The sequence below is a fragment of the Bacillus sp. ISL-77 genome (assembly GCF_018613105.1).
In genome coordinates, this window is sequence record NZ_JAGGQY010000004.1 from 1 (window position 1) to 14,328 (window position 14,328).

Annotated in this window: 13 protein-coding genes and 1 pseudogene; 4 read left to right on the plus strand and 10 right to left on the minus strand. The window is 34.0% G+C overall.

Annotated features, from left to right (window positions below):
* Window positions 1-431: 431 nt before the first annotated feature.
* From J7E77_RS01455 to J7E77_RS01475, 5 genes and pseudogenes are all read right to left on the minus strand, one after another.
* Window positions 432-1,718, minus strand: a pseudogene (locus tag J7E77_RS01455) (IS110 family RNA-guided transposase).
* Between the two features lie 689 nt (window positions 1,719-2,407).
* Window positions 2,408-2,545, minus strand: coding sequence for a cold shock domain-containing protein (locus tag J7E77_RS01460; RefSeq protein ID WP_283933059.1), 138 nt, complete (start codon window positions 2,543-2,545; stop codon window positions 2,408-2,410).
* Between the two features lie 490 nt (window positions 2,546-3,035).
* Window positions 3,036-3,497, minus strand: a complete 462-nt coding sequence (locus J7E77_RS01465; protein ID WP_214711903.1) for a CarD family transcriptional regulator — start codon at window positions 3,495-3,497, stop codon at window positions 3,036-3,038.
* Between the two features lie 581 nt (window positions 3,498-4,078).
* Entirely contained in the window at window positions 4,079-4,282 is a 204-nt protein-coding gene (locus J7E77_RS01470; protein ID WP_214711904.1) for a cold-shock protein, read from the minus strand.
* Window positions 4,283-4,451: 169 nt separating this feature from the next.
* On the minus strand, window positions 4,452-4,649 hold the full coding sequence (locus tag J7E77_RS01475; protein WP_214711905.1) for a sporulation protein Cse60: 198 nt from the start codon (window positions 4,647-4,649) through the stop codon (window positions 4,452-4,454).
* A gap of 250 nt (window positions 4,650-4,899) precedes the next feature.
* Between J7E77_RS01475 and J7E77_RS01480 the strand changes: the two genes are divergently transcribed.
* On the plus strand, window positions 4,900-6,174 hold the full coding sequence (locus tag J7E77_RS01480) for an IS110 family RNA-guided transposase (protein ID WP_214711906.1): 1,275 nt from the start codon (window positions 4,900-4,902) through the stop codon (window positions 6,172-6,174).
* Window positions 6,175-6,717: 543 nt separating this feature from the next.
* Entirely contained in the window at window positions 6,718-7,251 is a 534-nt protein-coding gene (locus tag J7E77_RS01485) for a tubby C-terminal domain-like protein (protein ID WP_214711907.1), read from the plus strand.
* A 220-nt stretch (window positions 7,252-7,471) separates the two neighbouring features.
* On the opposite strand, the gene J7E77_RS01490 is transcribed toward J7E77_RS01485, so the two are convergent.
* From J7E77_RS01490 to J7E77_RS01510, 5 genes are all read right to left on the minus strand, one after another.
* Window positions 7,472-7,924, minus strand: coding sequence for a YoqH family protein (locus J7E77_RS01490; RefSeq protein WP_214711909.1), 453 nt, complete (start codon window positions 7,922-7,924; stop codon window positions 7,472-7,474).
* Between the two features lie 348 nt (window positions 7,925-8,272).
* Entirely contained in the window at window positions 8,273-9,136 is an 864-nt protein-coding gene (locus tag J7E77_RS01495) for a hypothetical protein (protein WP_214711911.1), read from the minus strand.
* A gap of 754 nt (window positions 9,137-9,890) precedes the next feature.
* Window positions 9,891-10,517 carry a class I SAM-dependent methyltransferase gene (locus J7E77_RS01500; RefSeq protein ID WP_214711912.1) on the minus strand — a complete coding sequence of 209 codons (627 nt, stop codon included), beginning with the start codon at window positions 10,515-10,517 and terminating at the stop codon, window positions 9,891-9,893.
* Window positions 10,518-11,113: 596 nt separating this feature from the next.
* A complete protein-coding gene (locus J7E77_RS01505) occupies window positions 11,114-12,046 on the minus strand; it encodes a CPBP family glutamic-type intramembrane protease (RefSeq protein WP_214711913.1) in 933 nt (310 codons plus the stop codon).
* A gap of 491 nt (window positions 12,047-12,537) precedes the next feature.
* Window positions 12,538-13,134, minus strand: coding sequence for a beta propeller repeat protein (locus J7E77_RS01510; protein ID WP_214711914.1), 597 nt, complete (start codon window positions 13,132-13,134; stop codon window positions 12,538-12,540).
* 277 nt (window positions 13,135-13,411) lie between these two features.
* Between J7E77_RS01510 and J7E77_RS01515 the strand changes: the two genes are divergently transcribed.
* Together J7E77_RS01515 and J7E77_RS01520 are read left to right on the plus strand one after the other, a co-directional pair.
* Entirely contained in the window at window positions 13,412-13,567 is a 156-nt protein-coding gene (locus J7E77_RS01515; protein WP_214711915.1) for a hypothetical protein, read from the plus strand.
* A 124-nt stretch (window positions 13,568-13,691) separates the two neighbouring features.
* Window positions 13,692-14,328: transposase (locus tag J7E77_RS01520; RefSeq protein ID WP_483861467.1), on the plus strand; the 637-nt coding region annotated here is incomplete at its 3' end.

Genomic DNA, 14,328 nt, shown 5'->3' on the forward strand with positions numbered 1-14,328 from the left:
CTAAATTATGTTCAACTAAACTCCCTCTATATAGAAAGGAAAATCTCCCGATTTCTCTCATTTTCTCCAAATTACGTAGTAGTCTGTTTTAATATTCATTTGATAATTGGAATAATGGTGTATTTAAGGATAATTTTGGGAACAAAGTGAAAAAGCGACTGATAGCTACCAAACCCCACTCATCCAAAAAGTGGATAACTAGTTAAAGTATGGTTGCACTGGTGGATCTCCACATTACTCATGGAGGTTAACCCTCCCATATCTCACAGAGTCTTCGCTCCAAAATTCCTTCGTCCAACCTTTCCATGAGGTGGATGTCAGTCATGCTGCCCGACAGGGTCCATGCCCGTATTTTAGTTGTTTTACTGACTAATCCGTGCTTCAAATGTTTAAAACAATTAACCTACTAATTAATTTCAATCACAAGAAAATTAAGCTACTTTCTGTAATACCGCTATATGAGGAATGTCCCTTAACATACGTTCTTCACTAAATTCACACTGCTTTTTACCGATGGTAAACAGAATACGTATGAGCTTATTACATATTGCGATTAGAGATTGCATCTTCTTCAAAGGATTATTTGGGCGTTTTGTAAAATACTCATGTAAAGCCTTAAAAGCAGTATTTTTAGCCACCAAAGGCATTGCTACTCGAAAGAGGAGAGCTCTTAAAGTCTTCCTGCCTCTCTTAGTAATTTTGGTTTGTCCTTTGTGCTTTCCAGATGTATTTTCCTTTAGACTAAGCCCAGCTAATTTGATAATCTGCCTTGGATGGGAGTAGTTACTTAGGTCTCCTACCTCTGAGAAAAACCCTGCAACCGTATCCTTCCCGATACCCTTTATGGCCAGCATTTGTTCAACACCTGGAATTTGTTCAAGAAGTGAATCTATGTTAAATTCCAGTTCTTCGAACTTTTCAATAATGAGTTCATATTTATCTATTAATGTGCGAAGCTCTAATTTAGCCATATCCGAACCTTCACGAATGCCAATTGAAAACATGGCCACCTGCTTTAGTTCTTTTATTTTACTGAGTCCCACTGCACGTTTAACAGCTTTTCGAAGGTGTTCAAGTATCTCTTGTTCCGTGAGATTCACTAATTCATGTGGCAATAAATTTAGTTTTAATAATTGTATTGCAGCCTTACCTTCCCAATCCTTAAAAACGGTTAGGAATTCTGGAAAGTAGCGATCTATCCAATTATGGATTTGTCCTTGTACTGCTTGAAGATCAACAGATAAGAGATCACGTATTTTTCGAGCCACTCGAAGTTCTGCATATACTCCTTGTGGAATATTAGGTTCAGCATATCTCCCGTCTTTGACCAACTGTGCAATAACTCTCGCATCCTTTACATCATTTTTAGTTGGAGAATTATCATCTAATTATTTACTTTTCTTTACATGCATAGGATTTACGACTACAAACTTAATATTGTGTTCCTTAAGGAAGTGAGCTAAATTAAGCCAATAATGACCTGTTGGCTCCATTCCTACAATAACTTTTTCCATTTGGTTTTGGTCCATTAACTTTTTAATCCACTCTATGAAACAGTTAAAGCTAGAATTTGTATTTTCAAAGTATAAGGGTGCTGAAAATTCTAAACCTCTAAAGTCTTGGGCTCTTGCCACATGCTTGTATTTAGCAATATCAACACCTATAATTAATGTTTGATAAGTAATTTGAGCAATCTTTTCATTTTGGTTATAATTCATTTTAATAGCCTCCTGGTATTATGAATGTTGTCCTTTTTGCCGCTAAGCTTTGGACACTCATATCATACCAAGGGGCTTTTTTATGTTCAAACCTCATACTTCTTCATTACAGGAATGCTGCCCGTTACTTCAATAACATGCAGTGGTATGCGGTGAATCTTTCTCATTTAGCAGGTTAATAATTCTTCTTTTGAAACAATACGCCATTCATGTGCTACAAATTTTTCTATATAGTCATTGATACTAATTTCCTCTAATTCAATTGCAAGTGGATGTAGAGATACATAGCATTCATTTGTCTCATAATTTAGGGTAACTTTTACAACCTTATATCCATTATGAAATCTTGAATCAAAATCTGGGTCATCAATAATATCTCCTTTAACAGGAACAAGAAAAAGCTACTATTGGATCTATTAATACGGGACCTTTTTATAGTATCTTCTTGTGGAGAGTGGGTGGTTCCTTTGTTCTTCTAGATGGCAACTTACTCGTTCGAGAAAAGTTGCTAGGGATAGAGTATTGGACAAGTAGTCTCATGGGACAAGGGACCTGTCCCCTCGTCCCATTATTCGGGGAAACCATTGAAGTAAAAGGAAATGACAAAAGTATACTCAAGTACAAAGCGGTGATTATGCTTGGTCCCCCCTATGATCAGAGTTCATATTTACAAAGGGGTAGGAGATCAATTAAATTTTAGAAACGTTTTCTGCTTGAGAGCCACGTTGTCCTTTTAGAATATCAAATTGTACGCGTTGCCCTTCATCAAAGGATTTAAAACCATCACCAGTAATCTTTACTATTGTTATGTAAATAAAATAAAAAATGGTTTCCTGGTCTGGAAACCATTTTTGTAGTTGACCATATGGTGTTACCAATTCGTTTTTCTCTTTTACGTAAAGAAGATAAACAATTACTATTCACTGTCTCAGTAGATGTAAAAAATTCTTAAAGATAGAGGTGAGATTGATTGTTTTTTCTTCTAGAAATAATGACTTAAATAATATATTGTATACCTAAAACAATGAAAGCCCTACCTCTCATTCATCCTTACGGCTCCTTGTCCGTGCCAGTGTGAATCAGGGCAAAAATCAAGTGACTATTTTATCGAGTTATTTGATGAAACTTCAAACGTTCGTAAAAGAAATTTAAATAATAAAAATGGATTAGATTGTAGAAATAACAAAAGAGGTTAATGCTCTAAAGGTGAGTTGGAGAAGTTGAATGTCTTTGAAATGATTTACTTTTAATAATAAACATATTCCCAAAAAATTCAGGATATTTTCGGGAGATGTAATACATTATCTTAAATTAACCTTAACAGAAACTTTTTATTTGATTTTCAGTAATCCCTTTAATTAATCCCAGTTCACTAATCAAAAATTCATGTGCGTTATCTAACATTTTTTTTTCGCTTGTATTAAGTGCTTTTTCTTTCTTCATACGAATTAAATCACGTACAACTTCAGTACATTCTTGTATTTTACCCGTTTTTATTTTGACCGTGTTCACTTTATACCTTTGTTTCCACGGCAGTAATCTATCTGATTCTCCATGATGAAAAATGTTTATGATGTGTTTTAATGCAATTATGTCAGTAACAGGGCGTATACTTGAACTCAATATTTTACCCGTAGGAATCATGACTTGCATATTACCGATTAACATTTTTATGACATAATACTGTTGTTTTTCCCCTGAGATTTCCTTTTCTTCTATGGCTTTAATTATACCTACTCCGTGCATTGGATAAACAATGTTATCGCCAATTTGAAACAAATAATCCACCTCCATATATGGTAACCTTCTTAACCTTAACATATATATTATTTTTTATCAAATTTTTAATAATATCATAAATTTATTTTCAGTGTCAACTACTTTTTCTTTAAAAATCAGAAAAAGCAAAAACAATAGGAATCGTGTCGGATTACCAATAAAGGGAAGGTTAATTTTCACGCGTATATTCTGAAACCTCTACTAACCTTAATATTATTATTCTATATAAAACCTTCCTGTGCAAATAACACAAAAAGCGACTGCCTTGTTCAGCAATCGCTACCCGTTACTTTAAGTGCAATTCATCACAATCTTTATTTTAACATAAATACCCAATACGCCTTGATAGTCCATTAGAATCGAAGCAGAAAATATCCTTCAAGTATCTCATAAAAATAAGAGTCATTTTATAAGCCACTCTCATTAAATTAGGATAATCCTTAATTATATGCTACACTTGGTTTACCATTTGATTTACTGTTTTCATGTCCCCTACTCCTTTACGAGTGGGGGTTCTTTGTTTCACAGAAAAAAGAAAAGCAGACTCCCATAAAAGAGCCTGCCTTCCCTGTTTTGTAAAATTAAGCAGCTTTACGTACGTTTAAAGCTTGAGGTCCACGTTGACCTTGCTCCACATCAAAAGTCACTGCTTGACCTTCTTCTAAAGTTTTGTAACCTTCGCCTTGAATCGCTGAGAAATGAACGAATACATCGTCTCCACCTTCACGTTCGATGAATCCGAAGCCTTTTTCGCCATTAAACCATTTTACATTACCTTTTTCCATTTGTTTTGCCTCCTAGTGTGTAAACACACACAATGTAATACTATCCCTGCTCTCAGTGATCATCAAGATGAAAAGTTACAAATCCTTTACACCGAACAAAAATAATTCTTTTTTAATCATAACATTTTTTGTAAGAAATGTCAAGATACAGAAAAATCCATTGAGCTCACTATTTCTTTATGATAATCATTGCCGTATATTTTGTATCAGGATTCACTCCATATTCTGTGTGCATGCTTACAGCAAGAGGAACAGCATTGTATTTAACATCTATCAGCTTTCCTTCCTCTAATGAGCCAAGAAAATCATTAACTACCCGAATAAGTTCTGCGAAGTCTGTACTTTGAAAACCTTTTGCCTCATACATAAATTTATCCCTCCCTTCATCTTATATTTATACACAAAAGGCATATTCTCCTATAAGAACTCCTATTATTTAAATTCCTTTCACCCGTCTTATTTGTTTGTAATATTTATGTACTTTTGTTTTTCAACTATTCTGCCCCTTTAGCATTCCTGTAGAGAGTTAATTATTGACTTTGATAAAAAAGGAGCTCCTCAGTAAGATATGAGTATAGACACCACTCTAACTCAAAACCTTAGGAGGAACCCCTACTATGAAGTTTAAAATGCAAGACAAACAAAATCAACTAATAGAAAGAATTTCCGATAAACATCTCGTTGTTGGTGTGGACATTGCTCAACAATTTCACGTCGCTCGAGCAGTGAATTTCCGTGGAATTGTAGTCGGCGATCCTCTCACATTTGAAAATAACGAAGATGGATTTACTATTTTATTGCACTGGATTAACAAATTAAAAAAGACAAATAACTTAGTTACCACTATAGTCGGCATGGAACCTACGGGACATTACTGGATTAATCTATCAAAATGGCTTTTCGAACAGAATATTGATGTAGTAACAGTAAATCCGTACCATGTAAAAAGGAATAAAGAGAATCGAGATAATACTCAGTCAAAAAGCGATAAAAAAGATGCACTAGTTATCGCTGATATGGTGAAGAATGGTTACTATTCCATCGTTCGTCCAACTTCTGAATCATTTGAAGAACTTCGAGTTCTTATGTCTAACCGTGATGTGATTGTTAAGCGTCTTGTTAGTTCAATCAACCAATTAAATCGTTGGGTAGATGTTGTCTTTCCAGAGCTCCGACAAGTTTTTAAAGACGTGAAAGGTAAAGGGGCAATCGCAACCCTTCGCTTATTTCCTACCCCAATGGAATTGCGTTCAATGCAACCTCAAAACGTTGTTATCGGGTGGAAGTCACTGATGAAGAGACAACCTGGATTAAAAAAAGCCCAATTACTTATTCATTTAGCTAAACGTTCGATTGGCACTAGGCAAGCACTTGATGCTTATAAATTTCATCTACAACAATTACTAGAGGAATTTGACCTCGCAACAACACAACTCGAAAGAGTTGAAAAACAAGTCACAGAAGTACTTAAACAAATTCCTTATGCTAATCAATTGCTTACCATTAAAGGAATTAGTGAGATTTCATTGGCAGGTATATTAGGGGAAGCTGGAGATTTAAGTGGCTTTGCCCATGGCAATTCTTTACTACGTCATGCAGGATTACACCTAGCTGAAGCAAGTTCGGGAAAGTGGAAAGGTCAAATTGTCATTTCTAAACGAGGAAGATCTAGACTTCGGCGTTTTCTCTACTTAGCGACGATGAGCCTTGTCATGAACAACCCTGAGTTTAAAGCTTTACACACCTCAAATGTTAAGGTGAAAAAAATCAAGAAGATGAAATCAATTATGAAATTGGTTGGTAAACTGGCTCGGATATTTGTAGGAATAGCCAAACGAAATGAATCCTATTGTCCAGAAAAATTACATCCTTTAACTTCTTTAGCAGCATAGATGCAAATAGATTCTTATAAACACTTACTAGTTTCCCCGAAGGGGTAACTCTAATAAATCTAAAAAAAAGAGTGATTGTTAACTTTTTACTACCCGAATGTTGGCTTATTCGTAGGATTTCAAATATGTACGGAGTACCAGATTTCTTCAACAAAAGGGCACTGACCCATCCCGTTAGCATAACTGGCCTCCACCCCTTGGATAGGCATGACGAAGGAATGATAGGGCAATTGACCCGTTGAGACATGGGAGGGAAAGCCTCCAGGGGCGGCGTGGAGAATGTACATCATATGGTAAAATGTGGAGTTTTGTATTACTCCTTTATTTCACTATGCCTTCACGAAGCCTAATTGTCCTGAACTCACTTCATTTAACCGTAAACCTGATGTCAAGGGTTATGAAATCCTGCGAATAAGCGAGTATTCGTGAGAAAATCGTATTAAACTGAGGGAGTTGAAGAAGAAAGCTAATAAAAGTGGCTTTTCATAATGAAACTTTATTTATATAATAATAAATGATGAATCGAATGTGCTGGGGGAAACTATGGAACAGTTTACTTATCAAGTACCTGAAAAGGTGCATATTTCAACAATAATACCAATAATAAACGAACAAGGAGAAGCTGTATTTGAAATAAGAAAACAGCAACATAAATTCCTTGCCCGTATCGTCCACAACTCAATACGAGGTGGCATTCCCTATAGTTATAAAATAGCTAATGCGTATGGGAAACCACTTTATACTATAGACTGTGAGTTTCCTGGCATTAGGTACAATTTGACTGACCATTTATCCTCACAAACCGTTTCGATTGCTTCCCATAGAGTTCACTTAATTGAAAAAGCGTATCATTTTAGATTAGATAACCACGAATATTTTTTTGAAAAAGATTATACGAGTGCTGGTAACTTAAAATGCGACAATAAACAAGTAGCCACTGTTTCGATGCCTATTAAAACAAATATTTCGTTGTTCAAAAAATTGGAATTGGATACTATTATTTTAAAATCAACGACGCAGAAAGTCGCTGGTCTTGCTGCCGTATTATATCATACGTTTTATTATTACAATGCTTAATAGTAATTTACAAAAATCAAACTGTTGTTCAAGTAAACTGCTTCGTTACTTGAATAAGAAAAAGGCATTACCTTTTTCCAGTAATGCACCCGTTAGTTTAAGTGTAAATCTTCACAAAGTTTTCTTGGTAGAAAGCTTTCTTGAAAAGTTGGCGTAATGGTTAGTTCCTACAATAAAAAACATTACCTCATTGTTGAAGTAATGTACCTTAGCTTAAATGTTACTTACACTTATTGATCTTGCCTCTTAATATAGGTGGTCCCAATTTTTCATTCTTTGTATTTGAGAGACGAACCTGCACTTCTATATTTTCCATCTTTGCTGTTATTTCATCAAATCTTCCTGCCCAAGTTGGACTATCTATTTCTGGAGTAGGATAAAGTCTGAACCGCCAGCTTATTTCCCTTGGCATAAAGGCGAATCCTTCATAACTGTCGTAATTGCCAAAAGAAGATGGTTTAGGAAGGTGAACTCCAAGGATACTTATATTCGTTCGCACGAAACTGGGCTCACGCAACCGTACTTTATAAATTAATGCTGAGCCCTTTGCATTTTCAAGTTTTTTATCTATTGGTTCCAAGACTATACTGCAAGGGAAAGTTGCTGCCTTTGATTGTAAAGGATAAATACAAAAAGTTGAGACGATAAATATGCCTAAAATAAATTGTTTCATATTGCACCTCTTACATTTCTTTTTAATTAATCTCCCCTCTTTATTAACTAAATATTATGAGTGCTAATTGAACTAAACTGCCCCGTTAGCCATCCATGCAGCACAAAATCAGTGCTGCACCACAGAGAATGAAAATGGTTAGGAAGTGTCAATACTGATACTGACCTTAATCCAGTCAACCCTAATCCATAGACTTATTAATTATCGCTCTCCTCTTTTTTTTAACGATTGAGCAGGGTCTTTTTAAGTTTTGTCATTTTTCTTATCTTGAAGAAACTTATTTTCATGGTAGTGCAATAAGAAACGCCACAAAGCTTTCTTCAAAGAATGTCCTTTATTTTCTGAAAGCTAAATATCTTGTTCCGATTTTTCTCCAAAAATATAAATTGCTCTGACACTGTCATCTGCAATATTAACCAAAAGTACCATTTGTTCAGCAATTTTCCAAAAAGAACGAATAGTGATGGAATTTTTTAAGTTATCTTGTAATTTCCAGCCAACAGGCTCTAGAACCAATGGTTTATTATTTTGAAAACTAGATTTCTGAATGAATTGATGAATACGATTGTCCTCATTTAGTACCAACGGGTCAACAAAATCCTTATTGATTGAATATAACTTAAGACTCCCTGTTGTTAATTCGGTGGTAGTCTTCACCCTATATAAATCAGATACAACAGGATAAAGCCCTTTGGAAAGCAAATCATTTATTAATTCTTTTGATTCTTCTTTTAGCTCGGATAATTGTATTTCCCTAAGTTTCCCCTTATCCAAAAATTGTTTTACAACCTTATAGTGGGGTACCATTTCCTTCATTATCACTTCAAGTACCCACGGGTTTACATCTTGAAACACAAGAACACGATTATGCTCCAATATCATATCAGGGGCGGCATAAAAGAAACAGATTTCGCTTATTTCATTTAAACACTCTTCTGACTTAATGTATCTCACACTCTGGTTTCTAATCCGACTTTCAAAATCCTCCTCATCGTCCTCATTCTCAAAAAGACTATCAAAGTACCCTTCATCTATCTCTTTGATCCAATCAAAAGAATACTCCTTTTGTTCGCCTTTATAGACTTCCTCCACCGAGGCATATAATGTCCAACCAGATTGCCCTCGCCTTTTATAACGATTAAATTTGTTTAATAGGGAAATACCAAATCTGCCTGTTATTGATATGAAAAGGTCAATCCATTTCTCAGCCATAAAATATCACCATTTTTCGCATTTTAGTTTTTGCTTAAGCAAATGTAATGATTTAATGATACTAAAAATAGCCACAAATTCCTTAAGGAATATTATTGAATTTTTACTAAGCCTAATTTTTTACCTGTCCCTTTAGCACAAGAAAAAAGGATTGCCAAGCAATCCCACTGTTCAACTCTTGCACCCGTTAGCTGAAGAACAACTTCTCGGATGCCATCACAAAAAAAAGTAAAGATAAGATTAGCCAGAGAAAATAACCACTTTTTTTGAGAATGTAAATCTCAATACCATTTAATAAAAAAATTACTCCTACTATTATGTTCAAAATCCCAGAATAGAAATAATCAATCCTATTATAAGTGTGTAAATAAACAATTATTACACAGATTACTAAGATTAACTGTAAAAACAGTATAGGTTTAATTCTATCTTCAAGAAACTGTTTTCTAAAAAATGAAATCAATTTTATCTCTCCTATATATAATAAATCTCATTTGTATTATATCCATTTTACCAATAATTTCTTGTTCCACTAACCTACCACGTTAGCTCAAAATAAAAGCCGCCAAAATGGCAGCTCCACTCTTTAACTCTTGCACCCGTTACTTTAAGTACAATACTTCACAATCTGCCACGTTTATTAAACAAAAACGGCGATGCCTTTTAAGCATCGCCCAGTTACTTGAATAATACTTGTAAGTATTAAGGAGTAGCAATCTTGTAAATTGCTACTCCCTAAAAAACATAAAACTTTTTATTTAAAGATAGCGAATACACCAGCACAATGCGAAATTGGGGTAAATTCGCAATTACATTCATACTTCAGTGCGGACTTTATTTCTTCGTAAACTAAATAATACTCTTCACTGTCCCAATAACCTAAATTATCTTGTCGGCAAATATCCAATTTCACTCGTGTCTGAAATGAAATGTCTCCAATAAATATTTGTCCGTCTTCCTTAATAAGTGATAATAGTTTAATTATAAATAGTATTTTTTCTTCGTCGGATAGATGGTGCAATGTATAGGTGCTTACAATAGAGTCGTATTTTTTCTCCAAAATTTCAGGAGGTAATCCATTTTTAATATCCCACTCAATCAAATGTGCTTCGGGCATTTTAGATTTGGCAATCGAAATCATTTTTGATGAAAAATCCAAACCATCTATTTGATGACCATTTTCATATAGTTTACTTGTTAATACCCCTGTTCCAAACCCTATATCTAAAACTTTAGAGTGCTTCTTTTCCATAACTGCATTGAAAATAGTATTGAGTATTTGTTTGTATCCTGCAAAGGGATAAAGGTTATTTTCTTCACTCACTTGTACAGTTTTATCATAATCATCTGCCCATAAATTAAATCCTTGTTTATTTAACACGAATGCTCCTCCTAAAATTTGTATGAATTTACGAGCATTCAATTAAACATTTGAATTACTCGTATTTAACCCCAATAAAGTTAATGTCTAGACAATTAGCAATGATAATTTTCATTCTAAATCCCACCCTTCAGTAAATTAATTAAATTTTAACACAATTTATAATATTCAACAAAATAGTAATAAACATATTGCTTCTTGAACTAAACTGCTTACTTTAGCTGAATAAGAAAAAGCCACCAAGAATTTTGGTAGCTGGATCTTCAACTCTAACACCCGTTAGCCATTCATGAAGCGCAAAAATCAGCGCTTCACCACAGAGAATGAAAATGGTTAGGAAGTGTCAATACTGATACTGACCTTAATCCAGTCAACCCTAATCCATAGACTTATTAATTATCGCACTCCTCTTTTTTTTAACGATTGAGCAGGGTCTTTTTAAGTTTTGTCATTTTTCTAATCTTGAAGAAACTTATTTTCATGGTAGTTTAAGTAGAATTATTCACAATCATATCAACAAGGAAGGGAAGTCGATGCCTTTATTTAATCATATGTTTATTAGAATTTTTATATTATAAACTGAAATAATCAACTATCTAAATGCTTGTATTTTCTGTGGGATTAATATCTTTTTTAGTCTGGAACCGTTTTAAAGTTACAAATGCTAGTATTCCAAACGATATAATGGTCCAAAAAAGGTACATCTTCGTATAAAGACTCGATAAAGAGTAGTAATTAGGGAAGAACTGATAACGGGTAAAACCCAGCATTGAGAGAACACTAATATATAAGTAATAGGCAAATTTAGCACCTATTGCTATCTCCAAACTATTGGTTTTAGCAGTTATATACGATAAAAGTATTCCTATAACGATATAACTTAATCCCGTATAAACAGGATCTAAATCCAAGATATAAGGATCGACATAAATAAGCAATCCTCCATTAATAAGACCCACAATAATGGAGAGTACAATCTTGTTACTAACCTTTGAACCGATCCACTGCATCAGGTAACTTCTTAAAAAGAACTCTTCCATTAATGTTTGAATAGGTAAAAAGATGATTAATATCCCTAATACCTTTAAAAAGATTTCTATGTTGAGTCTATTTAACTCATAATCACTTGGGAAGAGTAAATAGTCAAAAAATGTTGTTACACACATTGGTAATAATAAAATCAAAAAACCCCACCCAATCTTCCTCCAATTCACCTTTTTATTTGGTGTAATCAAGGTAAGCACACTTCTCCTATGAACCAGCAGCAAAACCACCGCAATACCAATCAAACAAAAAACATTGTAAAGTTGAAGGAAAGAATAGTTGATATAGGGATCATACGAAATAGCTTGGTCTAAATCAGGACTATAAAAACTAGCGGCATTCCCATCGTGCTCTACATACCATTTGTAGAATTTCGTAGATAGTTTATCACTTAATACTAAAATGGTCAGTAGTAGCAAAAAAGAAATGATATAATTCCACCATTTATTAATACCCCTATTTGTTTTTAAGAAATTCTCTTCCAAAAGTTATTCACCTCAAAAATGTAATGATTAGAAGTTTATAATTAAATAACTACATAAAAAATTTTTTTAGAAAAATATATCTGTCTTGTCTAAGGAGATGCTTCTTCGAAGCTGTGACACTCCTTATCATACTGAATGAAAAACTAACTAAAGTAATGGCTATTATAAAACTTAAAATTGCTGCGATTGTTATCATAAAACCGTACTCTTTCTGTATCTTTGTATTAAAATTCCTTTAAACAAATATTCGTGGTTATCTGACAAAACACCTTCTAATTGAGCAGACCTGCTCCGTTAGCTCAAATGCCATTATAAAAATAATGTATCTTTTCATTAGTTCAACACCTCATTTTAGTGTTCCCTAAGATGTTTTCTTATTCAGCTAAACTGCTCGTTAGTTCAACAAAAAGGTGCATTACTCCTTCTTGAAGTAATGCACCCCGTTAGTAAAAAACTTTATATTCTGACTAATTGAGATATTTTAAATCATATTATACTTGTATCTTTCTCCATTTATCACCACTAATGTCACGTATCCACAATCCACCCTCTGTGGAAATAACGATCTTATTCTTGAGGATTTTCATATCCCAAGGAACACCTGCAATAGAAGGTATAGGTATTGAATTCCATTTATCTCTGTTTTTTCGAAGAATCTTCCTATTTTGAGTTAAGACAAATAACTCTCCCTTATCAGATATCTGAACTGTGTGTAGGGATTCAGGAACCGTGTGTTTTTCCCAACTATCTCCTTGATTTATAGTTGAGTAAACCATTCCGTCAGATAAAACTACAATGTTATTATTCAAAGAATAATCTATGTTTTCAATTTCTTTTTTTAAAGTCAATATTTTATTCCCTTTACTTTTATACGTTACATTTGACCATATCTCGGATGCTGTTGATACATACAATTCATCTTTAGCGTTAAACCACGCGTATTTTACATACTTGTTTATATCTAAGTCATTCCATTTTTTTCGATTTTTTGGACTTACTTCAAGAAATGGATGATTGGTTGTATTAAACTGGGTTGGTTTTCTATCACCCCAAGGAACCAAGTATTCTTTACCTGCTGTGATTCCCATAATAGCCATACCTTTTTTTGTCAGAGGCTCAGCCTTTTTTTAAAAACTGGCTTTTCTGGGTCTATTTTTGTATGCCCTTTTTCAGTTTTTATTTTCATGGGAGTTTAAGTGCAATTCTTCACATTCTCTACGTTGCTTACTCCGTTAGTTAACAAAGACTATCCTACTAATGCACAATTTCTTCGAACTGTGCATTAAGTTCTTCCGAAGATTTCCCATAGTTAGTCATTAAGATAATTCTGATAAAATAGATATTATTTATTAATTTGGAGGCAACATGACTGACTTAGAAGGACAACCGACGACTACTTTATTGGCCCAACTAACTTATAGCCCTTTATATATCATCACTGTAATAATGGCTCTTGGAGTACTTATTTTCTTAAGAAGTGAAAAAGGTTGCTTAATTGTTTATGGCAGTATAAAAATGTAAGGTATGGCGGTTAACTTATGTAGTACTGATTCGGGGGGACAAATAAAAAAAGTCACTTGTCAACAATCTCTCATACAATTAAACTCTCTGTTATTGGGCTAACAATTACAGGGAGGTATAAGGAGTGTTAACAGTGACTGATATAAATTATATCAAACAAGAAGTAAATATTAAAGGACGTTCTTACTCAGATGTTGCAAAACAAATGGGGAGAGATCCTAGAACAATAAAAAAGTATGCAGATAAAGAGGACTGGAACGAAAATAAGCTCAAGCAAGTAAGAAAGGGTAAAGTAATGGATCCTGTGAAGTCAATTGTGGACCAGTGGCTCCAGGAAGATTTGAAGAAAAAGAAAAAATACCGCAGAACAGCTAAAAGAATATTTGATCAATTAGTAAGTGATTATAGTTTTAAGGGGGCAGACCGCACAGTAAGAGAGTATGTAGCCAAGAGAAAATTAGAATTATTAGAGGTTACATCCGATGCGGCTATCCCTTTAGAGGCTAAGCCGGGAACAGCTCAAGTGGACTTTGGGGAAGCACCATTTAAACATAATGGTGAGACAATTGATCTACCTTTTCTAGTTCTATCCTTTCCAAATAGCAATGCCTTTTATTTTCAGGTCTTCCTTTCACAGAATAGAGAATGTTTTTTAGAAGGGTTAAAGCGAATCTTTCATTATATTGGTGGAGTGCCGAAGGCGATTCGATTTGATAATCTTGCCCCTGCTGTAAAGAAAGTTGGATTGTCAACACTAAACT